This is a genomic window from Streptomyces sp. ID05-26A, from assembly GCF_033794685.1.
Lineage (GTDB): Bacteria > Actinomycetota > Actinomycetes > Mycobacteriales > Pseudonocardiaceae > Lentzea.
The window spans coordinates 2,447,825-2,473,569 of the sequence record NZ_JARAYZ010000002.1 but is presented as its reverse complement, the minus strand read 5'-3'; the positions used below and the strand labels follow the sequence as shown (position 1 = coordinate 2,473,569).

The 25,745-nt window shown below is 68.3% G+C and carries 26 protein-coding genes; 16 read left to right on the top strand and 10 right to left on the bottom strand.

Going from position 1 to position 25,745, the window contains the following annotated elements; all coding sequences use genetic code 11:
- Positions 1-18 precede the first annotated feature (18 nt).
- Positions 19-525: an MmpS family transport accessory protein gene (locus tag PV646_RS26935; protein WP_500344975.1), complete on the top strand. Its 507-nt coding sequence runs from the start codon at positions 19-21 to the stop codon at positions 523-525.
- Here the strand turns inward: PV646_RS26935 and PV646_RS26930 are convergent.
- Positions 512-961, bottom strand: coding sequence for a peroxiredoxin (locus tag PV646_RS26930; protein ID WP_500344974.1), 450 nt, complete (start codon positions 959-961; stop codon positions 512-514). The genes PV646_RS26935 and PV646_RS26930 overlap by 14 nt on opposite strands.
- Positions 962-992: 31 nt before the next feature.
- Here PV646_RS26930 and PV646_RS26925 point away from each other — a divergent pair, with 31 nt between their 5' ends.
- The 7 genes from PV646_RS26925 to treZ all read left to right on the top strand — a co-directional run bounded on the left by PV646_RS26925 (position 993) and on the right by treZ (position 10,577).
- On the top strand, positions 993-1,904 hold the full coding sequence (locus PV646_RS26925) for a LacI family DNA-binding transcriptional regulator (RefSeq protein WP_500345090.1): 912 nt from the start codon (positions 993-995) through the stop codon (positions 1,902-1,904).
- 13 nt (positions 1,905-1,917) lie between these two features.
- On the top strand, positions 1,918-2,337 hold the full coding sequence (locus PV646_RS26920; protein WP_500344973.1) for a RidA family protein: 420 nt from the start codon (positions 1,918-1,920) through the stop codon (positions 2,335-2,337).
- 105 nt (positions 2,338-2,442) lie between these two features.
- Positions 2,443-4,257 carry a 4-alpha-glucanotransferase gene (locus PV646_RS26915; protein WP_500344972.1) on the top strand — a complete coding sequence of 605 codons (1,815 nt, stop codon included), beginning with the start codon at positions 2,443-2,445 and terminating at the stop codon, positions 4,255-4,257.
- Between the two features lie 94 nt (positions 4,258-4,351).
- Positions 4,352-4,654 carry a hypothetical protein gene (locus PV646_RS26910; protein ID WP_500344971.1) on the top strand — a complete coding sequence of 101 codons (303 nt, stop codon included), beginning with the start codon at positions 4,352-4,354 and terminating at the stop codon, positions 4,652-4,654.
- A gap of 69 nt (positions 4,655-4,723) precedes the next feature.
- Positions 4,724-6,829 carry a glycogen debranching protein GlgX gene (gene glgX / locus PV646_RS26905; RefSeq protein WP_500344970.1) on the top strand — a complete coding sequence of 702 codons (2,106 nt, stop codon included), beginning with the start codon at positions 4,724-4,726 and terminating at the stop codon, positions 6,827-6,829.
- Positions 6,829-8,907, top strand: a complete 2,079-nt coding sequence (treY, locus tag PV646_RS26900) for a malto-oligosyltrehalose synthase (protein ID WP_500344969.1) — start codon at positions 6,829-6,831, stop codon at positions 8,905-8,907. The genes glgX and treY overlap by 1 nt, the downstream gene beginning before the upstream one ends.
- Positions 8,904-10,577 carry a malto-oligosyltrehalose trehalohydrolase gene (gene treZ / locus PV646_RS26895; protein WP_500344968.1) on the top strand — a complete coding sequence of 558 codons (1,674 nt, stop codon included), beginning with the start codon at positions 8,904-8,906 and terminating at the stop codon, positions 10,575-10,577. The genes treY and treZ overlap by 4 nt, the downstream gene beginning before the upstream one ends.
- On the opposite strand, the gene PV646_RS26890 is transcribed toward treZ, so the two are convergent.
- Positions 10,496-10,840, bottom strand: a complete 345-nt coding sequence (locus PV646_RS26890; protein WP_500344967.1) for an ANTAR domain-containing protein — start codon at positions 10,838-10,840, stop codon at positions 10,496-10,498. The genes treZ and PV646_RS26890 overlap by 82 nt on opposite strands.
- 189 nt (positions 10,841-11,029) lie before the next feature.
- Between PV646_RS26890 and PV646_RS26885 the strand changes: the two genes are divergently transcribed.
- The 4 genes from PV646_RS26885 (at position 11,030) to PV646_RS26870 (ending at position 13,011) form a co-directional block, all read left to right on the top strand.
- On the top strand, positions 11,030-11,209 hold the full coding sequence (locus tag PV646_RS26885) for a CsbD family protein (RefSeq protein ID WP_500344966.1): 180 nt from the start codon (positions 11,030-11,032) through the stop codon (positions 11,207-11,209).
- Positions 11,187-11,813, top strand: coding sequence for a UdgX family uracil-DNA binding protein (locus PV646_RS26880; RefSeq protein WP_500344965.1), 627 nt, complete (start codon positions 11,187-11,189; stop codon positions 11,811-11,813). The genes PV646_RS26885 and PV646_RS26880 overlap by 23 nt, the downstream gene beginning before the upstream one ends.
- 267 nt (positions 11,814-12,080) lie before the next feature.
- A complete protein-coding gene (locus PV646_RS26875; RefSeq protein ID WP_189152492.1) occupies positions 12,081-12,338 on the top strand; it encodes a helix-turn-helix domain-containing protein in 258 nt (85 codons plus the stop codon).
- Between the two features lie 166 nt (positions 12,339-12,504).
- Positions 12,505-13,011 carry a hypothetical protein gene (locus PV646_RS26870; protein WP_500344964.1) on the top strand — a complete coding sequence of 169 codons (507 nt, stop codon included), beginning with the start codon at positions 12,505-12,507 and terminating at the stop codon, positions 13,009-13,011.
- 4 nt (positions 13,012-13,015) lie between these two features.
- Here PV646_RS26870 and PV646_RS26865 read toward each other — a convergent pair whose 3' ends face one another.
- The 5 genes from PV646_RS26865 to gabT form a co-directional block, all read right to left on the bottom strand.
- Entirely contained in the window at positions 13,016-14,389 is a 1,374-nt protein-coding gene (locus PV646_RS26865) for an amino acid permease (protein ID WP_500344963.1), read from the bottom strand.
- A gap of 941 nt (positions 14,390-15,330) precedes the next feature.
- Positions 15,331-15,894 (bottom strand): CAP family protein, encoded by a 564-nt coding sequence (locus PV646_RS26860; protein WP_500344962.1) that lies wholly within the window; start codon positions 15,892-15,894, stop codon positions 15,331-15,333.
- A 520-nt stretch (positions 15,895-16,414) separates the two neighbouring features.
- On the bottom strand, positions 16,415-17,374 hold the full coding sequence (locus PV646_RS26855) for a LacI family DNA-binding transcriptional regulator (RefSeq protein ID WP_500344961.1): 960 nt from the start codon (positions 17,372-17,374) through the stop codon (positions 16,415-16,417).
- A 55-nt stretch (positions 17,375-17,429) separates the two neighbouring features.
- Positions 17,430-18,740 (bottom strand): aldehyde dehydrogenase family protein, encoded by a 1,311-nt coding sequence (locus tag PV646_RS26850; RefSeq protein WP_500344960.1) that lies wholly within the window; start codon positions 18,738-18,740, stop codon positions 17,430-17,432.
- On the bottom strand, positions 18,737-20,038 hold the full coding sequence (gene gabT / locus PV646_RS26845) for a 4-aminobutyrate--2-oxoglutarate transaminase (protein WP_500344959.1): 1,302 nt from the start codon (positions 20,036-20,038) through the stop codon (positions 18,737-18,739). Before gabT ends, PV646_RS26850 begins: the two co-directional genes overlap by 4 nt.
- An 82-nt stretch (positions 20,039-20,120) precedes the next feature.
- Here gabT and PV646_RS26840 point away from each other — a divergent pair, with 82 nt between their 5' ends.
- Positions 20,121-21,380 (top strand): PucR family transcriptional regulator ligand-binding domain-containing protein, encoded by a 1,260-nt coding sequence (locus PV646_RS26840; RefSeq protein ID WP_500344958.1) that lies wholly within the window; start codon positions 20,121-20,123, stop codon positions 21,378-21,380.
- On the opposite strand, the gene PV646_RS26835 is transcribed toward PV646_RS26840, so the two are convergent.
- Both PV646_RS26835 and PV646_RS26830 read right to left on the bottom strand, forming a co-directional pair.
- Positions 21,354-22,151 carry an intradiol ring-cleavage dioxygenase gene (locus PV646_RS26835; protein WP_500344957.1) on the bottom strand — a complete coding sequence of 266 codons (798 nt, stop codon included), beginning with the start codon at positions 22,149-22,151 and terminating at the stop codon, positions 21,354-21,356. The genes PV646_RS26840 and PV646_RS26835 overlap by 27 nt on opposite strands.
- A 47-nt stretch (positions 22,152-22,198) precedes the next feature.
- Positions 22,199-23,356 (bottom strand): FAD-dependent monooxygenase, encoded by a 1,158-nt coding sequence (locus tag PV646_RS26830; RefSeq protein WP_500344956.1) that lies wholly within the window; start codon positions 23,354-23,356, stop codon positions 22,199-22,201.
- A 110-nt stretch (positions 23,357-23,466) separates the two neighbouring features.
- Between PV646_RS26830 and PV646_RS26825 the strand changes: the two genes are divergently transcribed.
- Positions 23,467-23,925 carry a MarR family winged helix-turn-helix transcriptional regulator gene (locus tag PV646_RS26825; protein WP_500344955.1) on the top strand — a complete coding sequence of 153 codons (459 nt, stop codon included), beginning with the start codon at positions 23,467-23,469 and terminating at the stop codon, positions 23,923-23,925.
- A gap of 210 nt (positions 23,926-24,135) precedes the next feature.
- Here PV646_RS26825 and PV646_RS26820 read toward each other — a convergent pair whose 3' ends face one another.
- Positions 24,136-24,462 carry a helix-turn-helix transcriptional regulator gene (locus tag PV646_RS26820; RefSeq protein WP_500344954.1) on the bottom strand — a complete coding sequence of 109 codons (327 nt, stop codon included), beginning with the start codon at positions 24,460-24,462 and terminating at the stop codon, positions 24,136-24,138.
- A 208-nt stretch (positions 24,463-24,670) separates the two neighbouring features.
- Between PV646_RS26820 and PV646_RS26815 the strand changes: the two genes are divergently transcribed.
- Both PV646_RS26815 and PV646_RS26810 read left to right on the top strand, forming a co-directional pair.
- Positions 24,671-25,078, top strand: coding sequence for a nuclear transport factor 2 family protein (locus PV646_RS26815; RefSeq protein WP_500344953.1), 408 nt, complete (start codon positions 24,671-24,673; stop codon positions 25,076-25,078).
- Entirely contained in the window at positions 25,078-25,695 is a 618-nt protein-coding gene (locus PV646_RS26810) for a ScbR family autoregulator-binding transcription factor (protein WP_500344952.1), read from the top strand. Before PV646_RS26815 ends, PV646_RS26810 begins: the two co-directional genes overlap by 1 nt.
- The last annotated feature ends 50 nt before the right edge of the window (positions 25,696-25,745 follow it).

Below are 25,745 nucleotides of genomic sequence, written 5' to 3'. Positions count from 1 at the left end.
ACTGACAAGGGGGTCACCATGTCGCAGCAGCCACCGGAGTACGGCGTCGCACCGCCGTTGTACGGCGACGCGCCCAAGACGCGGAAGGGCCCGTGGATCTTCCTGCTCGTCCTCGCGCTGCTGGCCGTCGGCGGCGTGATGTACGGGCCTCGTGCGGTGGAGGCGGTGCGCGACGCCGTTCAGCAGGCTGAGCCGGAAGCAGGGCCGCCGCCGCCCGCGGTGGTGCCCGAACAGCCCGCCGCACCCGCGAAACGGGTCGTCGTGTTCGAGGTGACCGGCACCGGCAAGGCCTTCAACGTCACCGCGACCGTCGGCACGTCCATCCACAACGAGCCGGGCGTGACGCTGCCGTGGACGCGCACCGTCGAGGTGCCCGCCGACAACGCCTCGAAGTCCGTGATGCTCGTGGTGGTCGCGGGCCCGGACGGCGCCGAGGTGCACGGCAAGTACACCGTCGACGGCACCACTGTCCGCGAGGGCAAGGCTTCCGGGCCCTACGGCGTGCTGACGATCACCGACTCCTGAGAGCCGCCAGCGCCTTGTCGGCGTGCGCGTTCATGGAGAACTCGCTCTTGATCACCTCGATGATCTCGCGGCCGGCGCCGATGACGAACGTGTGCCGCTTGACCGGGGTGATGCCGAACCGGCGCTTCACGCCGAACTGCTCCGCCACCTCGCCCGCGACGTCGGAGAGCAGCGGGTAGTCGAAGCCGTTCAGCTCGGCGAACTGCTTCTGCTTGGCCACGTCGTCCATCGAGATCCCGACGCGCTGCGCGCCCGCCTCGGCGAACTCGGCGGCGAGGTCGCGGAAGTGGCAGCTCTGCGCCGTGCACCCGGACGTCATCGCGGCGGGGTAGAAGAACAGCACGACCGGGCCGTCCTCGAGCAGTTCGGACAGCTTGCGCTCGGTGCCGTCCTGGTCGGGCAGGGAGAAGTCGGGGGCGAGGTCGCCGGGCTTCATGGATCTCCAATACGCTCGGGCCGTGACCAGCATGTCCGACGTGGCCAAGGCCGCAGGGGTGTCCGCTGCGACCGTATCGCGTGCCCTGCGTGGCGAACCGGGCGTGTCCGAGGCGACCCGGCAGCACGTGAGCGAGATCGCGCGGCGGATGAAGTACGCGATCGCCCGCGACGCCTCCTCTTTGGCCGGTGGCCGCCGGTACGCGATCGCGGTGCTGACGTCCGAGGTCAGCCCGGTGCTCGCGGGCGCGGAGGGCGCGTTGCGGCAGGCCGGCTACGACGTGCTGCTCTACGTCCTGGGCGACGCGGACGCGCGCGCGAAGTTCTTCGACGAGCTGCCGCTCGGCCGCCGTGTGGACGGTGTGCTGCTGCTGTCGATGTCGCTGTCCTCAGCGGAACAGACGGCGCTGGAGTCGTTGGAGGTCCCGCACGTCACGGTCGACGACACCGATCTCCGCCACGCGCTGCGGACCGCCGTCACCCACCTGCTGACCCTGGGACACCGCGAGGTGGCACTGGTGCTCGCCGACGGAGTGGACGAGTCGTACGACGAGATCCTGGTCGCCGCCGGACTCTCCGTGCGTCCCGAGTGGACGGTGTGGTGCTCGCCGACCGTCGACGGCGGCGAGCAGGTGGTCGATGTGCTGCTCGACGGCGAACGCCTGCCCACCGCGGTGATCAGCTCGAACGGCGCCGCGGCCGTCGGGATCTTCCTGCGCATGCAGCGGGACGGGCGCGCGGTGCCGGACGAGGTGTCGATCGTGTCGCTCGACGGGCAGGAGCTCACCCGCGTCGTCGGGCTGACCTCCGTCGAGGGAGCCGCCAAGGAGCAGGGGGAGCGGGCGGTGGCCGACCTGTTCACGCTGATCAGAGGCGGGGAGATCGAACCGGCGGAGCACTCGGTGCGGCTGGTCGTGCGCAACTCGAGCGGACCCGCTGCCTGAGTACTGTGGCGCCATGCCCCAGCGCCTGACCGAACTGCCCGACCTGCCCACCACCCCCGGCTACGCCCACGCCGTGACGGTCACCGGCACGCTCGCGTTCGTCTCCGGTCAGGTCGCGGTCGACGCCAGGGGATGCGTGGTCGGGGTGGACGACCTGGCGGCGCAGACGCGGCAGGCGCTCGGCAATCTTCATCACATCATTCGAGGTTTGGGCGCGAACTGGTCGGATGTCGTCAAGTTCACCTGGTTCGTCATGGACGCGTCGGAGGTTCAGACCATTCGCGACGTCCGTGACGAAATCCTGCGTCCCGCGCTGGGGGACGTGCCCAACCCGGCCAGCACGCTGGTTCAGGTCGCCGCGTTGTTCGGGCCCGACTTTCTCGTCGAGGTCGAAGCGGTCGTGTCTATTCCAGGTGAAGCATCGGATGTCTAAGTAAATGCATCTCTGCGTAGGTGTCCCGACCGGCCTGCACCCTTCGGGTGACCAGGGACCATTTGCTCTGGTAATGCGGACCGGGCTGTGACATAGCTTGTAGTCGTGGAGAAGTTGGTGGCGCGGCTGGCCGACGCATGGGGTGTGGCCACTCGGTACGAAAACGCGGACCAGCAAGAGGTCGTCGTCGATCCCGAGGTCGTCGTCAAGGTCCTCGCGCAGTTCGGTGTCGACGCGTCCACTGAGGACTCGGTCGCCCGCGCGCTCGCCGACGTCGAGCGGCGCCGGGCCGAGCAGAAGCTCCCGCCCACGATCGTCATCCGCGAGTACGAGACGTACGACCTGCAGGGGCCGGCGACCGTCGAGCTCGAGGACGGCACCTCGTTCGCCGTCGAACGGCACTTGCCCGACTCGGTACCGCTCGGCTGGCACCGCGTGGTGACGCCGGAGCAGACCGTCACGCTCGCCGTCGCCCCCAGGACGCTGCCGGACGTCCCGCACGCCTGGGGCTGGATGCTGCAGCTCTACGCCGCGCGCTCCAAGGAGTCGTGGGGGATGGGCGACTTCGCCGACCTCGCCACGATCGCGCGCCGCTCGTCCCTCGAACTCGACGCCGGCGTCGTGCTGGTCAACCCCGTGCAGGCCCCGGCACCGACGCACCCCGTCGAACGCTCGCCGTACTCGCCGACCACCCGCCGGTTCGCGAACCCGCTGTACCTGCGCGTCACCGACACCGCCGAGTTCCTGTCGGCCTGCCCGCGCACCCGGCAGCTCATCCGCGACCTCAAGCCCGAGAACCAGGACCTGATCGACTACGACGCCGTCTGGGAGGCGAAGAAGCAGGCCCTCGAGCTGCTCTTCCCCGGCGGCGAGGTCGAGATGGACGCCGACCTGGAGAAGTTCGCGACCTACTGCGCGCTCGCCGAGATCCACGGCGCGGACTGGCGCGAGTGGCCGGAGGGCCACGAGGCACCGCCCGCGGAACGGGTCGGCTTCTACGCCTGGCTCCAGCACCTCTGCACCCGCCAGCTGCAGGACGTGCGGCTCGCCGCGCACGAGGCCGGCATGGCCATCGGCGTCATCCACGACCTCCCGGTGGGCGTCGCCCCCGGCGGCGCGGACACCTTCGCCGACGCGGACGCGTTCGCCATCGACGTCACGGTCGGCGCGCCCCCCGACCAGTTCAGCGCGGACGGCCAGGGCTGGGGCCTGCCGCCGTGGCGCCCCGACCGGCTCGCCGAGACCGGCTACCGGCCGTTCCGGCAGGTGCTGCGCAGCGTCCTGAAGCACGCGGACGGCATCCGCATCGACCACGTCGCGGGCCTGTGGCGGCTCTGGTGGATCCCGCCGGGCGAGCCGCCGTCGCGCGGCACGTACGTCCACTACGACGCGGACGCCATGCTCGGCGTGCTCGCGCTGGAGGCGTACCGGGCCGGCGCGGTCGTGGTGGGCGAGGACCTCGGCACGGTCGAGCCGATCGTCACCAAGACCTTGCAGGAGAACGGCATGCTGACCAGCGCCGTCCTCTACTTCCAGCGCGACTACTACGCCGAGGGCCACCCCCTGATCCCGCCGTCGCAGTGGAATCCCAACCAGATGGCCAGCATCTCCACGCACGACCTGCCGACCGCGGCGACGTTCTTCGCGGGCCCGGACGGCCCCGACTTCGACGAGTTGATGCGCCAGGAGGGCGTCACAGCGGCGGACCGGGTCGAGGGCGCCCACGAACTGCTCGCGCAGTCACCCTGCGCGTTGGTCCTGACTTCACCTCAGGACGCTCTGCGGGAAACCCGGCAGCCCAACGTGCCGGGCACGATCGACGAGCACCCGAACTGGAGAATTCCCCTACCCGTGGCGCTGGACGAATTTTTCCCACGGGTCCGGGAAGTAACCCGGCCACTCCGCAACCGCGAAAGATGAAACTTTTGCGTAACGGCAGGTCATAGACCTGAGGGGTATTGTAAGGCCGTCACCGGACGGCGGAAGACGAACGTTCTTGGAGGTGGCGTACCAAATGAGCTCAGCCGTGGGCACGCGGACATCGACCGGCGTGCTTGAACTGGCCGTCGAACAGGTTCTCGCTTCGGTGAGACCGACCGCACTCGGCGACCCGGTGGTCGGGGCACGGCGCGCGGAGGAATCGCTGCGTGACGCGCTGCGGGACGCAGGTCCCGTGGAGGACAACACCGCCTTGCAGTACGCCCTGGCGTGCGCGGAGGCGGCTTGTGAACACCTGAAGTACGTGGAGATCCAGGAGGCGCGCACCTTGCTCACGGCCGCACGTGGGCAGCTGGTTCTTGCACACGAACGAGTGTGATGCTTAACCAGGATTAGATGGATAGGGTCGGCGGGTAGCTAGTTCTCTGTGACGAGGAGCAACAGCATCGTGCGACCCTGGCCTGGTAGGCCCTACCCGCTTGGCGCTGGATATGACGGCGTAGGCACGAATTTCGCCCTCTTCTCCGAGGTCGCGGAGTACGTCGAGCTCTGCCTCTTCGACGACGACGGCACAGAGACACGTGTGAGGCTGCCGGAGGTGGACGGTTTCGTCCACCACGGCTACCTGCTGGGCATCGGTCCCGGCCAGCGGTACGGATACCGCGTGCACGGTCCGCACGACCCCTCCCGCGGCCTGCGGTGCAACCCCAACAAGCTGCTGATCGACCCGTACGCCAAGGCCATCTCGAACGGCATGGCGTGGGACGAGGCGCTGTACGGGTACAAGTTCGGTTCGCCGGACGAGCGCAACGACACCGACTCCGCGCCCCACGTGCCGAAGTCCGTGGTGGTGAACCCGTTCTTCGACTGGACGAACGACAGGCTGCCGAAGACGCCGTACAACGAGAGCGTCATCTACGAGGCGCACGTTCGCGGTCTCACCATCGACCACCCGGAGATCCCGCCGCGCCTGCGTGGCACGTACGCGGGTCTCGCGCATCCGGTGATGATCGATCACCTCATCAAGACGGGCATCACGGCGGTCGAGCTGATGCCGGTTCACCAGTTCGTGAACGATCACACGTTGCAGGAGCGCCGGCTCAGCAACTACTGGGGTTACAACACGATCGGGTTCTTCGCGCCGCACGACGGCTACTCGGCGTTGCCGCTCAACCAGGTGCAGGAGTTCAAGGGCATGGTGCGCGCCATGCACCAGGCGGGCATCGAGGTCATCCTCGACGTCGTCTACAACCACACGGCGGAGGGCAACCACCTCGGGCCGACGCTGTCGATGCGCGGTATCGACAACGAGTCGTACTACCGGCTGGAAGACGACGACCCGAAGTACTACACGGACTACACGGGTACCGGTAACTCGCTGAACGTGCGGTCTCCGCACACGTTGCAGCTCATCATGGACTCGTTGCGGTACTGGGTCACCGAGATGCACGTCGACGGTTTCCGGTTCGACCTCGCGGCGACGCTGGCCCGCGAGTTCTACGACGTGGACCGGCTGGCGACGTTCTTCGAGGTCGTGCAGCAGGACCCGGTGGTGTCGCAGGTCAAGCTGATCGCGGAGCCGTGGGACGTCGGTCCCGGTGGGTACCAGGTCGGCAACTTCCCTCCACTGTGGACGGAGTGGAACGGCAAGTACCGCGACACCGTGCGGGACTTCTGGCGCGGTGAGCAGGCGACGCTCGGTGAGTTCGCGTCGCGCATCACCGGCAGCAGCGATCTCTACCAGGACGACGGCCGCCGGCCGTACGCGTCGATCAACTTCGTGACGGCGCACGACGGCTTCACGCTGAACGACCTGGTGTCGTACAACGACAAGCACAACGAGGCCAACGGCGAGGACAACCAGGACGGCGAGAGCCACAACCGGTCCTGGAACTGCGGTGTCGAGGGCCCGACGGACGACGAGGAGATCCTCACGCTCCGGCGCCGGCAGCGGCGCAACCTGATGGCGACGATGTTGCTCTCGCAGGGCGTGCCGATGATCGTGAACGGCGACGAGTTCGGCCGCACGCAGAACGGCAACAACAACGCGTACTGCCAGGACAACGAGGTCTCGTGGGTCGACTGGTCGTTGCTGGAGGCCAACGCCGAGCTCGCCGAGTTCACCTCGGCGCTCGCCGCGTTCCGCAAGGCGCACCCGGTGTTCCGGCGCCGCAGGTTCTTCGCGGGGCGGCCGATCCGCAAGGGTGACGAGCTGCGCGACATCGCGTGGTTCACGCCCGCCGGTGAGGAGATGACCGAGCAGAACTGGGAGGACGACCTCGGCAAGTGCATCGTCGTCTTCCTCAACGGCGAGGGCATCCCCGACCTCGACTCGCGTGGCATGCGCGTGACCGACGACTCGTTCCTCATGGCGTTCAACGCGCACTACGAGGACATCGAGGTGACGCTGCCGGAGGCCGAGTACGGTCCGGAGTGGAGGGTCGTCGTGGACACCACGACCGGTCAGGTCGGCGGCAGTGAGAAGCCGGTGGCGGCGTCCGGGCAGCTCACGCTGACCGCGCGGTCGCTCGTCGTGCTGCAGCGGGTGGGCTGATGGGCGCGCCGTCCTCGACGTACCGCGTCCAGTTCACCCCGTCCTTCACCTTCGCCGACGCCGCCGCCGTCGCGGACTACCTGGCGCGCCTGGGCGTCGGCGCGCTGTACGCGTCGCCGATGCTCGACGCGCGGGAGGGTTCGACGCACGGCTACGACGTCACCGATCCGACGAAGGCGCGTCCCGAGCTCGGTGGCGACACCGGGCGGGTCGCGCTGCAGGCCCGCCTGGAGGAGCTCGACCTCGGGCTGGTCGTGGACATCGTGCCGAACCACATGGTCGTGCCGAACCCGTGGTGGGAGGACGTCCTCGAACACGGGCAGGCCTCGAAGTACGCGCGGTTCTTCGACATCGACTGGTCGTCGGGCAAGGTGCTGCTGCCGGTGCTCGGCGAGGACGCCGAGGACGAGGTCCACGAGCACTACCTGAAGGCGAACTGGCGGCGTGGCAACACGGAGCTGAACTACCGCAGGTTCTTCGACATCACCGAGCTCGCGGCGATCCGGGTCGAGGACCCGGAGGTGTTCGAGGCGACGCACCGGGCGGTGTTGTCGTGGGGTGTCACGGGGTTGCGCATCGACCACCCGGACGGGCTCGCCGACCCCGGCGGTTACTTCCGGCGGTTGCGCGAGCACTTCGACGGCTGGCTCGTCGTGGAGAAGATCCTCGGGCCGGACGAGTCGCTGCCGCAGAGCTGGCCGGTCGACGGCACCACGGGCTACGACGCGTTGCGTGAGATCTGCGGCGTGTTCATCGCGTCCAGGGATGCTTTCAGCGGTGACTTCCACGAGATCGAACACGCGTCACGGCAGCAGGTCGCGGACTCGATCCTGGTGGCCGAGGTGCGCCGCATCGCCCGGCTGGTGCAGGGCGTCGAGTTCGAGGACGCGTGCCGGGCCGTCGCCGAGGTGATGGTCAACTTCCCGGTGTACCGGTCGTACCTGCCGGAAGGTCTGCGCCACTGGGAGACCGCGGTCGCGCTGTCGAAGTCGTCCGCTGTGCGCGCGTTGGACGAGCAGGTCCGCGCCGACCCGCACGGTGAGCTGGCGACCAGGATCCAGCAGACGTCCGGCATGGTCGTCGCGAAGGGCACCGAGGACACCGCGTTCTACCGGTACACGAACTTCGTGGCGCTCAACGAGGTCGGCGGTTCGCCGGACCGCTTCGGGTTGCCCGTCGGCGAGTTCCACCAGCGTGCGGCCCGGCGTGAGTCGGCGGAGCCGGCCGCGATGACCGCGCTGTCCACGCACGACACCAAGCGCTCGGAGGACGTCCGGGCGCGGCTCGCCGTCCTGGCGGAGATCCCGAACGAGTACCTGGCGTTCGAGGCCGCGATGAGCGCGAAGCACGGCCTCTCCGAGCCGTCGCTGAACCGGCTGGCCTGGCAGTCGCTCGTCGGCGCGTGGCCGCTCACCGAGGAGCGCCTGGGCCAGTACCTGGAGAAGGCCTCCCGCGAAGCGAAGATCAAGACGTCGTGGGTCGACCGGAACGCCGAGTTCGACGCCGAGGTGGCCGCGTGGCCCGCGAAGGTGTTGAACGAGCCCGAGGTCGCCGCGTTCGCCGAACGGCTCAAGGCTCCCGGCTGGTCGAACTCGCTGGGGCAGAAGCTGGTCCAGCTCACCGCGCCCGGCGTGCCGGACGTGTACCAGGGCACCGAACTGTGGGACTTCTCGCTGGTCGACCCGGACAACCGCCGGCCGGTCGACTACGACGTGCGCCGGGACCTGTTGGCGCGCATCGAGTCCGGCTGGCTGCCCGAGGTCGACGACTCGGGCGCGGCGAAGCTCCTCGTGGTGCAGAAGGCGTTGCACGTGCGCAAGCGCGGGCTGCACGGTTACCGCCCGCTGCACGCCGAGGGCCCGGCCGCCGAGCACGTGCTGGCGTTCGAACGCTCCGGTGTGATCACCGTGGCGACGCGGCTGCCGGTCGGGCTGGAGCAGAAGGGTTGGCAGGACACGGTTCTGCCGTTGCCGGGTACCAAGTGGACGGACGTCCTCACCGGGCGTCCGGCGACCGCGGACCTGGCCTCGTTGCTCGACACCTATCCGGTAGCGCTGCTGGTGCAGGGGGATCAGTGAGCTTCTCCGTCTGGGCGCCGGCGCCCGAGTCGGTGCACGTGCGCGTCGACGGCTTCGACCACGAGATGAAGCGCGACGGCGACTGGTGGTCGTCGGACGCCGAGGGCACCGACTACGCGTTCGTCATCGAGGGGAACGCGTACCCGGACCCGCGGTCGTTGTGGCAGCCGAACGGGGTGCACGAGGCATCCCGGGTGTACCGCCACGAGTTCGCGTGGACCGACAGCGGGTGGACCGGCCGGGCGTTGCCGGGTGGTGTGATCTACGAGCTGCACATCGGCACGTTCACGCCGGAGGGCACGTTCGACGCGGCCATCGGCAAGCTCGACCACCTGGTGGACCTCGGCGTCTCGTTCGTCGAGGTCATGCCGGTCAACAGCTTCGACGGCGTCGAGGGCTGGGGTTACGACGGCGTGCTGTGGGGTGCCGTGCACGAGCCGTACGGAGGCCCGGACGGCTTCAAGCGGCTCGTGGACGCCTGCCACGCCCGAGGTCTCGCCGTGCTGCTGGACGTGGTCTACAACCACCTCGGGCCGTCCGGCGCGTACCTCGACAGGTTCGGGCCGTACTTCGCCGGGCGCAACGACTGGGGTCCCGGCCTGAACCTGGACGGGTCCGGCTCCGACGAGGTGCGCCGGTACGTCATCGACAACGCGCTGCAGTGGCTGCGGGACTTCCACGTCGACGGGCTGCGGCTCGACGCCGTGCACGCCCTGGCGGACCAGCGGGCGACGCACGTGCTCGAAGAGCTGGCCGTCGAGGTGGACGCGCTCTCCGCGTCCGTCGGCCGTCCGCTCACGCTGATCGCCGAGTCCGACCTGAACGACGCGAAGCTGGTGACAGCGCGCGAAGGCGGCGGCTACGGCCTGCACGCGCAGTGGTCGGACGACCTGCACCACTGCCTGCACGTCGCACTGACGGGTGAGACGTTCGGCTACTACGAGGACTTCGCGGCGCCCGGAGCCGTGAAGAACACGCTGGAGAAGGTGTTCTTCCACGCCGGCACCTGGTCGTCGTTCCGCGGGAAGCACCACGGCAAGCCGGTCGACACCGCGCTGATCCCGGGCCACCGGTTCCTGGCGTACACGCAGAACCACGACCAGGTCGGCAACCGGGCCACGGGGGACAGGCTGCCCGCGACCGTGTCCACGGGGAAGTTGTTGTGCGCGGCGGCAATGGTGTTGTGCTCGCCCTACACCCCCATGATCTTCATGGGGGAGGAGTGGGCGGCGTCGACGCCGTGGCAGTTCTTCGCGTCGTTCCCGGACCAGCACCTCGCGGAGGCCGTCCGCACCGGCAGGCGGCGTGAGTTCTCGCGGCACGGATGGGGTGAATCGGACGTTCCGGACCCGATGTCGCCGCAGACCGTCGAGAACTCGCGGCTGCGCTGGGACGAGGTCCGTGAGGGTGAGCACGGGAAGGTGCTGGAGACCTACCGGGCGCTGATCGCGTTGCGCCGCTCCCGCCCGGAGCTGGCCGACCCGAGGCTGGACCGCTTCACCGTGGTGCAGGACGGGGAGTGCTTCGTGTTGCACCGCGGAGCGGTCCGCGTGGTGGTGAACCTCGGCACGACCCCCGTCCCGCTGCCTCAAGGAGACGTGCTGCTGACTTCCTCGGCGATCCCGTCGTCGCTCTCACCGGATTCGTTCGCGGTGGTCGCGTCGGCGTGATCCCACAGCATCTGGTCGGCCAGGTCGACGGGCCGTCCTAGTTGCGCGTGCACGAACGCCGTCACCAGCCGGTCGGCGGCGACGTGCAGCTTGATGTTGTGGTGCTGGGAAATGTGCACCAACAGCTGGAACGCCTGCTGGGGTGTGCAGGGTTTGCGTGCGGCGATCAGGCCTGTGGCCTGCCCGATGACTGTCCGGGACACCAGAGCTTTGCGCAGCCCCGCCACCTCGGCCTCGAGGGCGGTGATTCTCGCGGACGACACCGCCGACTCCTTTCGCGTCGTCATGGTCACAGCGGCATGCCGGTGTGACCATGACGGGCTCTGGAGCTGCATTGCGAAGGGCGGGCACACCCAGAGCAAGCCGTCACACCGGCTTGCGGCTGGGTTCTCAACCGCGAGTGATCACCTTATCAACTGTTTCGGACGGTGCTCGCCGGGTAACCGAGTTGCATGGGTGCCGATGAGAAGTTCGAGAACAAGGCGGAAGAGCTCAAGGGCCGCGCGAAGGAAGCCGTCGGCGACGCCACCGGCAACGAGCAGTGGCAGGCCGAGGGCCGCGCCGAGCGCGCCAAGGGCTCACTCAAGCAGGCCGGCGAGAAGGTCAAGGATGCCTTCAAGTCCGCCAAGTAAGAAGATCGTGGGCGCCGCCCAGTTCGTCCCCGAGGGGAAGAGCTGGGCGGCGCTTCGTACTGCGGCGAAGGGGTGTCGTGGGTGTGACCTCTTCGAGGACGCCACGCAGACCGTGTTCGGCGAGGGGCCCGTACCGGCGCGGGTGATGATGGTGGGCGAGTGTCCCGGTGATCGCGAGGACACCGACGGTCACGTTTTCGTGGGCCCGGCCGGGCGGTTGCTGGACAAGGCGTTCGAGGCCGCGGGCATGGATCGTGCGAAGACGTACCTGACGAACGCGGTGAAGCACTTCCGGTTCACCGAACGGGGCAAGCGCCGGATCCACCAGACGCCCCGGCGCGGCGAGGTCGTGGCGTGCTTCCCGTGGCTGCGCGAGGAGATCCGGGTGGTGAAGCCCCGGATCGTGGTCGTGCTGGGGGCCGTGGCGGCCAAGGCGGTGCTGGGGCCGTCGTTCAAGCTGACCGAGCACCGCGGTGAGGTGCTGGAGCACGAGGGCCTGCGGGTCGGGGTGACCGTGCACCCGTCGTCCGTGGTGCGGGCGGAGAACTTCACCGAGGCGTTCGACGCCTTCGTGGCCGATCTGGTGGCCGTCGGGAAGCCCTGAAACGGGACAACCCCCGGACGACTCCTGCGTGTGCAGGCCGAGCGGGACCAGCGCTCGAAGTCCGGGGGCCGGGTGGCTGCCTGGGTTTACGACTAGGCGTCACCAAAAGGCGGTCCTATCGGACAGCCACCTCACGAGTCCTGTTGCTATACAACTTCGGACCACCTCCTCTCGTGTGTACCGCGAACCTACGTCGGGATCGTCGAGCCTCGCAACGGACTTTTCTCACGTCACCTCAGGCGTCTGATTCGCGTAGAATCCGCAGGCATGGTGCGCATCCCCCTGACTTCACTGGAACGGGAGCGCGGCAGGCGGCTCGGTCAGATGCTGCGGGACGCCCGCGGTGACGAGAGCATGGTCGAGATCGCGGCCCGCGCCGGCCTGTCCGCCGAGACCGTGCGCAAGATCGAGACGGGACGCGCTCCCACGCCGTCGTTCTTCACCATCGCCGCGCTCGCGGGCGCCCTCGGGATCTCGCTCGATTCCATCAACGAAGTGCTGACCCCGCAAAGCCGATCTGCTTAGTTCCCCCGATGGTGGGGCCTCGGACTTGAGCGGATTAACACTAAAGTCGGAGAAGTCCGCCTGTTCCCGGAACGATCCTTGACGCCGCTTCCCGCCCCGTGCTCCGGTGGAGCCACGAGATTCGCTCTTCTCGATGCAGGGGGAAATGGTGAAATTCATTTCAGCTGTGATCGCTGCGTTGTTCGCGTTCACCCTCGTGGGTGCTCCGGCGGCGTCCGCGACGGCAGAAGCGCAGATCAGCAGGGCTGACCTGCTCAAGCGGGCGGCCGTCTGGCTGACCGCGAACAACGGCAAGCAGGTGCCGTACAGCATGTCGAAGTACTGGAAGGACGGGTATCGGCAGGATTGTTCGGGATTCGTCTCGATGGCCGCGACTCTGGGCAACGCGAATCCCAAGGGCGGACCGAACACGGTCGCTCTCGCCACCAGCAAGTACACGACGCCCATCAAGATCGCGGACATGAAACCCGGTGATCTCTTCATCGACCCGGTCGACGAACCCGGCGACGACTTCCGCCACGTCGTGATCTTCGAGAAGTGGACGAAGGCGGACAAGTCGCAGTACATGGCCTACGAGCAGCGCGGCAGCCACGGCACCGACCACCGCGTGCTCACGTACGGCCTGAAGAACACCAAGTACAAGCCCTACCGGTTGAAGAACGTCACCGGCTGATCGATCACGTTCGGTCGTGGCCGCGCAGGCGCAGGGCCGACCTGCTGAGCGCCACCGCGGCGACGACGGCGACGAGCACGCCCGTGGACAGGATCTGCCCGCGGGCCTGCTCGTCGCTGAGCATCAGCACGATGATCGCGGCGATCGCCGCCAGCGCCAGCCAGGACAGGTACGGGTAACCCCACATGGGGACCGCGGGGTTCGTCATCGTGCGGCGCAACCGAATCTGCGACACGGCGATGAACGCCCAGACGACCAGCAGCGCCGAGCCGACCGCGTTGAGCAGCAGCAGGAACACCGTGTCCGGCCACAGATAGTTGAGGAGCACGGAGAAGAACCCGAACGCCGTCGAAGCCAGCACCGCGTTGCGTGGCACGCCGTTCTTCTTGCGCAGCAATGCTTTGGGGGCTTCGCCCCGGTCAGCGAGTGAGCTAAGCATGCGTGCGGCGCCGTAGAGGGTGGCGTTGATGGCGCTCAGCAGGGCCACGAAGATGACGACGTTCATGATCTGGCCGGCCGCGGGGATTCCGATTCTGTTCAGGACCGCGACGTACGGGCTGGCGCCTACCTCGGAGTCGTTCCACGGCAGGAGGGTCACGACCACGGCCATCGAGCCGAGGTAGAAGACGAGCAAGCGGGTCATCGACGTTCGGACGGCCTTTTTGACGGCGTGCTTGGGGTCTTCGGCGTCGGCCGCGGCGATCGTGACGACCTCCAGGCCGCCGAACGCGAACACCACGGCCATGAAGCCGGCGATCACGCCGGACCAGCCGTTGGGGAGGAAGTCGCTCAGGTTGCTCGTGCCGGGGGAGTCGACGTTCGGGAGCAGGCCCGCGATGGCTGCCGCGCCCAGCGCCAGGAACAGGACGATCGCGGCTACTTTGAGGCCTGCGAACCAGAACTCGAACTCGCCGAAGTTGCGGACGTCGGTGAGGTTCACGGCGGTCAGGGCGGCCATGAAGATCAGGACCCAGGTCCACTGCGGCACCGCAGGCACCCAGCCCGCCGCGATCTTGGCCGCGCCGGTTGCTTCCACCGCGAGCACCACGCCCACTGCTGCCCAGTAGGTCCAGCCGACCGTGAAGCCCGCCCACGGGCCGATCGCCTTCTCCGCGTGCACCGAGAAGGCGCCGCCGCTCGGGTGTTCGGCTGCCATTTCTCCCAGCATGCGCATGACCAGCAGAGCGAGGATTCCGGCGAGAGCGAACGAGATCAGGACTGCGGGGCCTGCCAGGGCTATGCCGGCCCCTGTGCCGACGAAGAGGCCCGCTCCGATCACGCCTCCCAGCGCGATCATGGTTACATGCCGTTCCCGCAGGTGAGTCACGCTCTCAAGCCCCGTTCGAGTGTGCCGATGGCGGGCCGATAGTGAGTTCATGGCGGCGGAGAGTCAAATCGTGTGATCGGGGTTACATCGTCTGAGACTGAGTGAGGGTGAGATCGATGAACTCGCCTGAGGGAGTACTGCCTTCTGGGGTCCTGCCTTCTGGGGTCCTGCCGCGGCTCGACACCTTTTTTGGGGCGCTCGAGCGGTTTTCGGAGTGGGGGTGGTTGGTGTTGCGGTCGGAGAACCGGTTGTTGCTGACCACTGACCACTCGGTGTCCGCTGTGGAGATGGCTGCCGGGGTTGGTGGGGAGGTGCAGCACTACCTGTCTGTTCGGATGCTTGGGGGGCCGGTGGTGGTGTTGCCCTCCCGTGGTGGGGTTCCTGGGCGGTGGTTGATCCTCACCGAGTCTGCTGATGAGGCTTCTCAGGTGAACTTGATTCGGTTGCGGGCTCGGGGGGCTTTGACCCATCGGTTGGGGACGTTGGTGCCGTTGCCTCCGTCTCGGATTGATGGAGGGGCGGTTCGGTGGTTGGGGGAGGTGCCTGGGGGGCGGCCTGGGGTGCCTCCGTTTTCGGCTGTGGTGGCTGCTTTGAGGGCTGTTACGGAGACTTCTGGGTTGCGGTGAGGGGTGGGTTTCGCTGGCTCTGCGGGTGGTCACCTTGCGATCCGCGACCTGGCGGGTGGTCACCTTGCGGGCGGCGTGGTTGCGTTGCGTGCTTTCCCTGGGGGCGCTGCCCCCAGACCCCCGGCAATCTGATCAGGGGGCCCGCGCCACGAGCAGGTTGATGGCACGCCTGTTGCGTTGGGCGGCTGCCTGTTGCTTTGAGGGTTGCGTTGGCGGTGGGGTCCCATCACGAGCCGAGCCAAGAGCGGGCCACATGCCTGGAGGGGTGTCAACTCGACAATAAGCGCGTCGAGTTGACACCCCTCCAGGCATGCAGCAAGAGCTATGGCGCGACTCGTGATGGGACCCCACCGCCTGGACCGCCTGCTAAGGACGAAGAGCCGTACGGCTCGCCTGCGGCGTCGCGCTCTGTTGGGTTGGTGGGTGGACGTTCGCCTTGAAGTGGTTGAGGGTGTTGCCTCGTTCTGCGAAGTTCAGGACCACGTAGGTGCCGTTCCTGCCCTGGGCCAGGCCTACGCCCAGGCGGTCTGAGGTCTTCCAGACCATCGCGGTGAAGTGCAGCACTGAGTAGTCGAGGTTCTCCCTCGTCATCTCTTTGGTGTAGTCGTAGTCCTGCGATTCCGCGTACCAGTCTTCCAGGGCTTTCACGATCACTGTATCGATTGATCGGGACCTGCCGGTCTTGTAGAGGTTCTCGCCGTAGGGGTTGTTCGGGCGGTGTTCGAAGGCTTTTGTGTCGTGTAGGTGGGTTGCCCATTCTTGCGCTGTTCTTGACACTTCGGAATCGAGGGAGAGAGGCGTCACGCTGTGCATTGACCGGTACGCGTTGATGAGTTCCAGGGTCTTGGTGACCGGGTCTTCGGCTTGTGCTGGGCTCAGTGGGAACAGCAGGGCTGCTGCTGTGGCGATTACGGAGAGCATCGATCGCATGACGCTTTTGTCCCCCAGAAGGTGCATGGTGGGCAAGAGTGCTGGTCAAGTTGCTGTCTTGATTGGCTCTGCGTAGTCGTGAGGCGGGCTTGGCGTGTGATGCAGGTCATGGCGGGCTGGGTGGTGGGGGTGAGGTTCGTTTGGACTCCGGGTTAGTGGTGGATAGCCCGGTTGCGTTGTAAATTCACTCCACAGGATGCGTCCTGGGCTCTACGGTTTATGGGTCGGACACCTAGCAGAAGGAGCTTGGCATGGACGGGTACGAAATTCTCGCCGACGAGGATGGCCACGTTCGCGGGTACGACTAGAGGGTGCACTGTCGGCCGGGTTGGGGAGCCGTCCCGAAGTGGCTCCCTGCGGTCTGAGTGGGTTTGTTCGCCCTTGTTCGTTCGCGGTGGTAATGCGCGTGAGGTTGTGGAAATTGTCGCGCGCGGATGTGGGCTGCGGTGAGAAGCTCGGCCGTGTTGACGAGATCCGGCCTACCGAGGTGTCGGCGGGCAGGATCTCCAACGGAGCGTGGTCAGAGCTGTGGCGGGTGGGTTGTGCTTGCTCGGACCACGAGAGTCGTGGGGAGTTCGCGGTGTTCTACCGGGCCGCCTGCCAGGAGGGTTGCCAGTAGGTCCACCGCTACCTCGCCTGCCGCTTCTGTCGGCATGTGGACCGTGGTCAGGGCCGGTGAGCACATCGTCGCGTAGAGGATGTCGTCGAAGCCGGTCACGCTGATCTCGTCCGGCACCTTGACGTTGTTCGCTGCCAGGTGGGCGAGTGCGCCCAGGGCCATCAGGTCGTTGTAGGCGATGAACGCCGTCGCGCCGGTCCTGAGTGCTTGTTCTGCGGCTGCGTAGCCGCCGTCGAAGTTCGGGTCGAACGAGCCGAGCAGGTGTGCGCGGTTCGCGAGGCCCTGCATCCTGCGGTTGTTCGACCAGGCTGCGGCTGGGCCGCCGAGGTAGACGTAGTTCTTGTGGCCCAGGGATTCCAGGTGTGTCACGACCTGTTCCATGCCGTTGGCGCTGTCCATCAGGACCGAGGAGACGCCCGGGACGATCCTGTTGATCAGGACCAGTGGGGTCAGGGCCGCCAGTTCCACGATCGTGTCGTCGGAGAGCAGGGACGCGCAGAGCACCACGCCGTCCACCTGGGCGGACATCGTTCGTACCAGTTCGGCCTCGGTGTCCGGGTCCTCCCTGCTGTCGCAGAAGAACACCGAGGTGCCCGCCTCGCCCGCCCTGGTCTGGACTCCCCGCAGGATCGAGGGGAAGAACGGGTTGAGGAGGTCGGGCACCACGATGCCGAGGTTTCCGGTCCGGCCGGTGATCAGGCTGCGGGCCGCCCTGTTCGGCTGGTAGCCGAGGCCCGCCACCACGTCCAGGACCCGTTGCCGGGTGGCCTCCTTCACGAGGCCCGGCGCGCTCAGGGCGCGCGAGACCGTCGAGACGGAGACCTGTGCCTGGCGAGCTACATCCCTGATCGTGACGGCCACGCGCAAATCATCGCAGTCAAGGTCAAGTACGACCCGGGCATCGGCGGAATTCCGGTTACAGTTCCAGGCCCGTGAGGACGAGGACTCGCTGGTCGGTGAGGTCGTCCATGGCCGCGCGCAGGCCCTCGCGGCCGATGCCGGACTCCTTCACGCCGCCGTACGGCATCTGGTCCGCCCGGTAGCTCGGCACGTCGCCCACGATCACGCCGCCCACCTGGAGTCGTTGTGCGGCGCGGAAAGCCAGTCGCACGTCGGTGGTGAACAAGCCCGCCTGGAGGCCGTAGCGGGAGGTGTTGACGCGGTCGAACGCCTCCTCGACGCTGTCCACCCGCGTCAGCGTCACGACCGGGCCGAAGACCTCCTCGGCGTCGACCTTCGAGCCCTCCGGCACGTCGGTCAGGACGGTCGGGGCGTAGGTGCGGCCGTCGCGGGTGCCGCCGGTCAGGACGGTGGCGCCGGCCTCCCGCACCCAGGCCTCCACGCGGTCGGCGGCGGCGTCGTTGATCAACGGGCCCACGTCGCCGGCCACGTCGAGCTTGTTCACGTGCTGCACCACGGCTTCCGAGAGCGCGTCGTACACGTCGGTGTGCACGTAGACGCGCTGCACCGAGATGCACGACTGGCCCGCCTGGTACATCGCGAACGTGGCGATGCGCTGCGCCGCGAACTCGAGGTCCTGCCAGTCGGGGGCGACGATCGCGGCCGCGTTGCCGCCCAGTTCGAGCGTGACGTGCTTGCGCGGCACCCGGTCCTTGATGCCCCAGCCGACTGGGCCGGAGCCGGTGAACGAGACCACCGGCAGGCGCGGGTCCTCGACGAGTGCCGCGGTGTCCTCATTGGACAGGTGCAGGACCGAGAACGCGCCGTCGGGCAGGTCGGTCTCCGCGAGCAGGTCGCCGAGCAGGAACGCGACCTTCGGCGTGGACGGCGCGGGCTTCAGCACGATGGGGGCGCCGACGGCCAGTGCCGGGGCGACCTTGTGCGCCACCAGGTTCAGCGGGAAGTTGAACGGCGCGATGCCCAGCACCGGACCGCGCGGCACCCGGCGGACCAGCGCGAGACGGCCCTCGGCGGACGGGTCGGTGTCGAGGCGCTGCAGTTCTCCGGAGAAGCGGCGGGCTTCCTCGGAGGCCCAGCGGAACGTGGAGATCGCGCGGGTCACCTCGACGCGGGCCCACTTCAGCGGTTTGCCGGAGTCGTCGTTGATGGCCTGCGCGAACTCCTCGGCGCGTTCGGCCAGGCGGCGTGAGATGTGGTCCAAAGCGGACGCACGGCGGTGCGCGGGCAGCGCGGCGAGTTCGGGGGCGACGGCGACGGCCTTCGCCACCGCGCTCTCGACGTCTTCGGGAGTGTGGAAGGGAATCATGCGAGCAGAGCTCCTTCGAGCACGTCGAGTCCTTCGGCGAGCAGGTCGTCCGGGATGACCAGCGGGGGCAGCAAGCGGATCACGTTGCCGTAGGTGCCGCACGTCAGCACGACGACACCCTGTTCGTGGCACGCCTTCGCGACGCGCGCGGCGACGTCGGGGGTGCGTTCGGTGAACTCGATGGCGAGCATCGCGCCACGGCCGCGGATGTCGGCGATGACGTCGGTCTTCTCCGCGATCGCCCTGAGGCGGCTCAGCACGGTCTCCTCGATGCGGCGGGCAGCGGCGTTGAGGTCGCGCTCGCGCATCGTGCGGATGGCGCCCAGAGCCGCCGCGCACGCCACCGGGTTGCCGCCGTACGTGCCGCCGAGACCGCCGACGTGCACGGCGTCCATGATCTCGGCGCGGCCGGTGACGGCGGCGAGCGGCAGGCCGCCCGCGATGCCCTTGGCCGTGGTGATCAGGTCCGGGACCACGCCCTCGTGGTCGAGCGCGAACCACGAACCGGTGCGGCAGAAGCCGGTCTGGATCTCGTCGGCGACGAACAGCACGCCGCGCGCACGGCACCATTCCGCGATCGCCGGCAGGAAGCCCTCGGCGGGGGTGATGAAGCCGCCCTCTCCCTGGATCGGCTCGATGACCAGCGCGGCGGTGTTGTCGGCACCCACCTGCTTCTCGATGGCGGCGATCGCGCGGTCAGCCGCCTCGGGGCCGGTGAGGCCGTCGTGCAGCGGGTAGGACGTGGGCACGCGGTAGACCTCGGGCGCGAACGGGCCGAACCTGTGCTTGTACGGCATGTTCTTGGCGGTCAACGCCATCGTGAGGTTCGTGCGGCCGTGGTAGCCGTGGTCGAACACCACGACGGCCTGCCTGCCGGTGACGTGCCGGGCGATCTTGACGGCGTTCTCGACGGCCTCGGCGCCGGAGTTGAACAGCACCGACCGCTTCTCGTGGTCGCCGGGCGTGAGCTCGTTGAGCTGCTCGCAGACCTCGAGGTAACTCTCGTACGGCGTGATCATGAAACAGGTGTGGCTGAACCTGTCGATCTGCGCGTGCACGGCCTCGGCGACGGCGGGCGCGGGGTTGCCGACGTTCGTCGCGGCGATGCCGGAGCCCAGGTCGATGAGCTGGTTGCCGTCGACGTCGATCAGCAGGCCGTCGTCGGCCGAGTCGATGTAGGCGGGCAGCGTGGAGCCCACCCCGGCGGCGACGGCGCCCTTGCGTCGCGCCTGGAGTTCCAGTGATTTGGGACCGGGGATCGCGGTTACCAGTCGCTTCTTGGGCAGCAGTCGGGTCATGAGCTTCAGCATGACCCTGGTCAGCGCGGTGCGCAGTGGCTGAAATGGCGATCTCCGGGCAGATGGTTGTACAAAGTGGCACATGCCCATCACGGTGCGGGATCTGGCGGGGAAGCTGGCGCTGCCGGTGCTGGCGGGAGACGTGTCGAAGCCGGTCGGGTGGGTGCACGGGACGGAGTTGGAGGACCCGACGCCGTTCCTGGAGGGCGGTGAGCTGCTCCTGACCACGGGTCTCCACGCGCTGCGGGACGGCTATGTCGAACGGCTCGTGCGCGCCGGGGTCGTCGGGCTCGGCTTCGGCACCGGGCTGGGGCACGACGTCGTGCCGGCCCCTGTGGTGCGGGCGGCGGAGGAGGCGGGGCTCGGACTCGTCGAGGTGCCGCGTGCGGTGCCGTTCATCGCGATCAGCAAGGCGGTGTCGAAGGCCCTCGCCGCCGACGAGTACGCCGCCCTCACCCGCACCAGCGATGCCCAGCGCGCACTCACCAGGGCCGCCGTCCGGGCCGGTGTCGAGGGAGTGGTGCGCAGGCTCGGTCAGTGGATCGACGGCTGGGCCGTGCTCCTCGACGCGTCCGGGCAGCCCGTGCACGCACACAACCCCCGCCTGGTCCCGGACCTGACCGCCGGACTCGCCCGGCTGAGGACCGCGGGCGGCCTGGCCAGTGCCGCGTTCGAACTCGACGGCGTGCACGTGTTCCTCCAGGTCCTCGGCAGCCGTGCCCGGGGCGTGCTGGCGGTCGGCACCGCCAGGCCCGATCCGGGCATCGTCAACACGGCGGCGTCGCTGCTCGTCCTCGCGCTCGCCCAGCACGACTCGGTCGACGCGGCCAGGAGGGAACTTCGCGGTGGCCAGTTCCGCCTGCTGCTGAACGGAATCCCGGTCGACGGCCTGCCCGATCGCTTCCGCGTGCACCTCGCCGACGAACCGCCCGAGGACGGCTTCTGGGCCGAGCACGAAGGCCGGATCGTCGTGCTGGCAACGGAGTCCGACGGCTTCGCATCGTCCGAAGTGGACGTCACGGCGGTCGCGCGTGGCTATCGCGAGGCCCAGCAGGCGAAGAAGGCGGGCGTGCGGAGGTTCGAGGACCTCGCGGGCACCCTCGAGGTCCCGGACGGGTTCACGGAGGCGTTGCTCGGGCCGCTCGACGCCGAGACCCGCGAGACGCTGCGGGTCTGGCTGGGCCACCACGGTTCCTGGGACCCGGCGGCCGCCGAACTCGGCGTGCACCGGCACACGCTGCGCAACCGGGTTCGCAAGGCGGAGTCGGCGCTGAGGAGGTCGCTCGACTCGCCCGGCCTGCGCGCGGAGTTGTGGCTAGCCCTCCACCGCGAAGGTCAGTGAGGCGGTGTAGCCGGACGCGACGTCGCCCGACATCGTCGCCATCTGCTGGTCGACGCCGTCGCGGAACACCATGTCCTGCTTGAGGGTCGTCCGCGACATGTTCTGCACGCTCTGCGTGTAGCCGGTCGTGCCGTAGACCTCCTTGCACGTCGTCTCGGGCAACGCGAGCTGCGAGGTCGTGATCTTGTTGCCGGCCTTGGTCGCCTCGGCGAGGCTCGGGTAGACCTCGAAGTGGATGTGCGGCCAGCGTCCCGCGTACGCGCCGGGAAAGACGCTGACGAACTTCAGCTTCCCGGACGAGTCGGTCTCCTGGACGCCGCGCAGGAAGTTCTCGTCCTTCACGCGGTCCGAGTACATCGAGTAGTCGCCGTTGATGTCGCAGTGCCACAGGTAGACGGCGGCGCCCGTGAGCGGCTTGCCGTCGTCGTCCTGCACGGTCAGGTCGATCGTCAGCCGCACGCCCTCGGCCGTGCGGGTCGAGGAGCCGAAGCTGGAACGGATGTCCGAACGCACGATTCCGCTCTGCGTCAACGCGTTCGGGCCGTTGGAACCGTCGCCGGGGTACGGGCCGGCGGTCTCCTCGGGGATGGTCGCCAGCGGTGAGCCTTCCGCCGCGGAAGACGTGGTCGTCGTCGTGCTCGTCGCTGTCGTGGTCGCCGGGGCGCAGGCCACGAGGGTGAGGCCTGCGCCGCCGAGCAGCGACAACGCCCGCCGGCGCCCGAAGAGCGTGGCGAGGTCGAACTGGAGGCCGCGGTCGTGGTTGTCCGTCATGCGACCAGATTGGGGCTGGATCCTGTGAGTCGCCTGTGGACGAGCTGTCACTCGCCTAGCAGCGCGAACTCCGGCAGGGTCAGCGCCGAGTGTTCGGGACGGACGACCGCGGGCATCGTCTCGCGCGAACGCAGTGCGGCGTTGCGCGCGGCCAGCGCCTCGGCGGTGCCGGGGAACAGTTCCGCGTTGCCCACGTCGACGAGGTTCTGGTTCGCCTCGACGAACGGACGGATCGTGCGCTCGTACGCCCCGAAGTCACCCATGGTGCCCGCCAGCACGTAGGCGCCGACGAGCGCGAGGCTCGACCCCTGTCCGGTGAGGAACGACGGCGCGTACGCGGCATCACCGACCAGGACGACGCGGCCGGACGACCAGCGCGGCATGCGGATCTGGCTGACGGTGTCGAAGAAGAGGTCGTCGGCCTCGTTCATCGCCTTGACCATCCCCGGCACCTCCCAGCCGTCGCCGGCGAACACCGACGCCACGAGGTCGCGCTGGGCCTGCGGGTCGCGGAACGCGCCGAACGGCGCCTCGGGGAGGGTGAAGCTCAGGAAGCCGTGCACGGTCTCGTTCGTGCCCACGGCGTACAGCGCGGCGGCGCGGCCGGGTTCGTTCCACATCAGGGCTTCCTGTTCGAGGCCGAGGTGGTTGGGCAGCGTGAAGCCCGCGAAGCAGTAGCCGAGGTAGCGGTGGAACCGCTCCTCCGGCCCGAAGGTCAGGTCGCGCACCACCGAGTGCAGGCCGTCGGCGCCGATCACGTGGTCGTAGGTGCGCCGGAGGCCGCTGCGGAACGTCACGTCCACGCCGCCGGAGTGGTCGTTCATCGTGACGATGGTGTTGTCGAACAGGAACTCCACGTCGTCGCGCACGACGTCGTGGAGGATCTCGGCCAGGTCGCCGCGCCGGACCTCCAGGTCGCCGCCGGTCCCGCCGGTGATCGTCTCCGGCCGGATCGACGCCACCTGGTCGCCACCGGCGTCGAGGAACGTGATGCGGCGGGTGTCCACGTGGGCCTCGCGCAGGCGGGGGAGCAGACCCATCCGCTCGACGACGCCCAGCGCCGTGCCGCGGATGTCGATCGGGTAGCCGCCGCCGCGCAGGGTGTGGGACTTCTCCACGACGGTGACGTCGAAGCCGCGGCGCCGCAGCCAGAACGCGAGCGCGGGGCCGGCGATGCTGGCGCCGGAGATCAGGACTGAGCTCATGGTTCCCTCCAGATAACTAACTTAGGTATCCTTTTTTGGGCCGCGATGATCGCTACGGTTGCGAGCGACTGAGGCAAGCGTATACCTAAGTTAGGTAAGTAAGGTGTGAGATGAGCGCCCTGGACCCCGCGGCGATGCTGCCGCACCTGATGCAACTGGGCACCGTGCTCAACCGCAGCCGACTGGTCGAGCGGGCCATGGAACAGGTCGGCATTCCCGTCGACCGGCCCGGCCTGACCGTGCTCATCACCCTGCGCATGGCCGGTCAGCCGTTGCGGGTGGGGGAGATCGCCACCCGGATGCAGGTCGTCGGGCCTCACGTCACCAGGCACCTGCACGACCTGGAGCGCGCCGACCTGGTCCGCCGTGTCGTCGACCCCGACGACCAGCGGGCGCGTCTCGTCGAGCTCACGGAGAAGGGCGCCGGGGTGGCCGGGCGGTACCTGGGGGCCGTCCTGGGCTGGTTCGCCGAGGCCGTCGGTGACTGGTCCGAGGAGGACAAGGAGACGTTCGGACGGCTCCTCGGCCGGTTCGTGGAGGACCTCCAGGCCCACGTCGTCCGGGACTGAGCGACCGCCAGTCAACCGATGTCTGCACCCGTCTCCGGCTTCGAGTCAGCGGCTGCTCGAAGCCGGCGTGCGGGTTGCGGCTGAGGCCTGCTCCCGGTGAGGTGCGGGCCTCGGATGTCTGCCTGTTCGCTTCGAACGCGCAGCGGCGCGGTGCCGCCGGTTCTTGCCGAAAGCGAATTCAGGACAATTCTTGCGACGGCCGGCGCACTATCACAAAGTATTCACCCGGTGGACGGCGCGGTCGTCCGTCTTGGTCCTGCGGTATTCACGTTCGGCGACCGCCGCCCGGTCGACCTCCGCGTGCGGCACGTCGAGTGCCGCGCTGATCCAGGCGCGCCAGTAGGGGCCGGGAATGCGTTTGCCGCGTTCCCACCTCGACACTTCTTCACGAGTGACGCTGTCGTTTTGTGAGATCTCGCACAACAGGTCCGCGAGATCCCGCTGGGTGAGGCCCTGCTCGCGCCGTGCCTGGGGAATCAGGGCCGTGATCGGCGGGGTGGCCAGGTGCTCTGTGGCTTGGGGGGCTGCCTTGAGCACGGTTCTGCTCCGTTTCACTGCGATGACGGGGGGACGACATCCACAGTGCCTCAAAGTCGATGGTTTCGTGCCGTGCATTGCGGTGATACCGGCGGTCGTTGAAAGTTCAGACACCTATGCAATCACTTGATCGGATGTTCGGAGGAAACACAACTGGTCCAATGGGGTGTGCGCACTCACGTTTCCAGCGGCTGGTTAGTGTGGGGAAATGTTCTCTACGGTGGAAGTGGTGCAGGTGTTCCTCGCGCGACTCGCGGCACAGGACGCACCGGGCATCGCGCGGTTGTGCGCGCCGGCCGTGGAATGGGAGGCGCCCGAACCGAACGGCGCCCGCTGGACGTCCGGCACGCGCACCCGTCGTGAGGTCGAGGCCCAGTTCCTGACCTTGTTCGCCACCTACGGCCTGGAGCAGCTCTCGGCCCGTCAGGTGATCGTCGACGGAGGAGACGCGGCCGTGATCGGTTCGGCGCGCTGGCGGGTCCAGGCCACCGGCGAGTCGGTGCAGACACGTTTCACCACCGTGCTCTCCGTGCACCTGGGAGAGATAGAGCAGTACTGGCACATGCCCGACACGCTGGCCGCGGCCGTCTCGACCGGCCTGGCGCGGACCGGGTGATGAGCGCGCAACGCGAGAGAGCCGTGCACACGAGGACGAGACTGTTGCAGGCCGCTGCGGAGGTCTTCGACCGCGACGGGTTCGCCGGTTCCAGCCTCACCGCCGTGTGCTCCCGCGCAGATGTGTCCAAAGGTGCGTTGTACTGCCACTTCCGCTCCAAGGAAGCACTCGGCGTCGCGATCATCGAGGAGCAGTCGCTGCTGTGGCACCGGTTGCGCGACGAGGTGCTCGCCGTCGAGCCGTCACCGGTGCAGGCGCTGATCGTGATGTCGTTCGAGTTCGTCAGCAGGCTCGAGACCGACCTGACCGTGCGGGTGAGCGCGAAGTTGCTGCGGGAGGCGGTGTTCTTCGACGTCGCGGCCGCCGCGCAGGTCATCGGCTGGGTCACCGTGGTGCGGGATCTGCTGTCGCTGGCGCACGAACGTGGTGAGCTGCGGCCGGAGGTCAACGTGCGGCACGCGGCCGAGCAGGTGGTGGCCGAGTTGCTCGGGTTGCAGTTCGTGGCGCAGGCGCTGACCGGCGGCACCGACCTCCGCGTCCGCCTGAGCCGGCTCTGGCGGGCGACGTCCGGCTGCCTCGTCACGACGCCGGTCCGGGAGAAGTTGCGGTTCGAGTGACGACCGTCTCGTCCCAATCGAGACAGGAATGGCCGTTCACGCCTCCGAGG

Coding starts and splice junctions, on each gene's coding strand:
- PV646_RS26935 (WP_500344975.1), top strand. CDS start 19: ATGTCGCAGCAGCCACCGGAGTACGGCGTCGCACCGCCGTTGTACGGC.
- PV646_RS26930 (WP_500344974.1), bottom strand. CDS start 961: ATGAAGCCCGGCGACCTCGCCCCCGACTTCTCCCTGCCCGACCAGGAC.
- PV646_RS26925 (WP_500345090.1), top strand. CDS start 993: ATGTCCGACGTGGCCAAGGCCGCAGGGGTGTCCGCTGCGACCGTATCG.
- PV646_RS26920 (WP_500344973.1), top strand. CDS start 1,918: ATGCCCCAGCGCCTGACCGAACTGCCCGACCTGCCCACCACCCCCGGC.
- PV646_RS26910 (WP_500344971.1), top strand. CDS start 4,352: ATGAGCTCAGCCGTGGGCACGCGGACATCGACCGGCGTGCTTGAACTG.
- treY (WP_500344969.1), top strand. CDS start 6,829: ATGGGCGCGCCGTCCTCGACGTACCGCGTCCAGTTCACCCCGTCCTTC.
- PV646_RS26885 (WP_500344966.1), top strand. CDS start 11,030: ATGGGTGCCGATGAGAAGTTCGAGAACAAGGCGGAAGAGCTCAAGGGC.
- PV646_RS26880 (WP_500344965.1), top strand. CDS start 11,187: ATGCCTTCAAGTCCGCCAAGTAAGAAGATCGTGGGCGCCGCCCAGTTC.
- PV646_RS26875 (WP_189152492.1), top strand. CDS start 12,081: ATGGTGCGCATCCCCCTGACTTCACTGGAACGGGAGCGCGGCAGGCGG.
- PV646_RS26865 (WP_500344963.1), bottom strand. CDS start 14,389: ATGAACTCACTATCGGCCCGCCATCGGCACACTCGAACGGGGCTTGAG.
- PV646_RS26860 (WP_500344962.1), bottom strand. CDS start 15,894: ATGCGATCGATGCTCTCCGTAATCGCCACAGCAGCAGCCCTGCTGTTC.
- PV646_RS26850 (WP_500344960.1), bottom strand. CDS start 18,740: ATGATTCCCTTCCACACTCCCGAAGACGTCGAGAGCGCGGTGGCGAAG.
- gabT (WP_500344959.1), bottom strand. CDS start 20,038: ATGACCCGACTGCTGCCCAAGAAGCGACTGGTAACCGCGATCCCCGGT.
- PV646_RS26840 (WP_500344958.1), top strand. CDS start 20,121: ATGCCCATCACGGTGCGGGATCTGGCGGGGAAGCTGGCGCTGCCGGTG.
- PV646_RS26835 (WP_500344957.1), bottom strand. CDS start 22,151: ATGACGGACAACCACGACCGCGGCCTCCAGTTCGACCTCGCCACGCTC.
- PV646_RS26830 (WP_500344956.1), bottom strand. CDS start 23,356: ATGAGCTCAGTCCTGATCTCCGGCGCCAGCATCGCCGGCCCCGCGCTC.
- PV646_RS26825 (WP_500344955.1), top strand. CDS start 23,467: ATGAGCGCCCTGGACCCCGCGGCGATGCTGCCGCACCTGATGCAACTG.
- PV646_RS26815 (WP_500344953.1), top strand. CDS start 24,671: ATGTTCTCTACGGTGGAAGTGGTGCAGGTGTTCCTCGCGCGACTCGCG.
- PV646_RS26810 (WP_500344952.1), top strand. CDS start 25,078: ATGAGCGCGCAACGCGAGAGAGCCGTGCACACGAGGACGAGACTGTTG.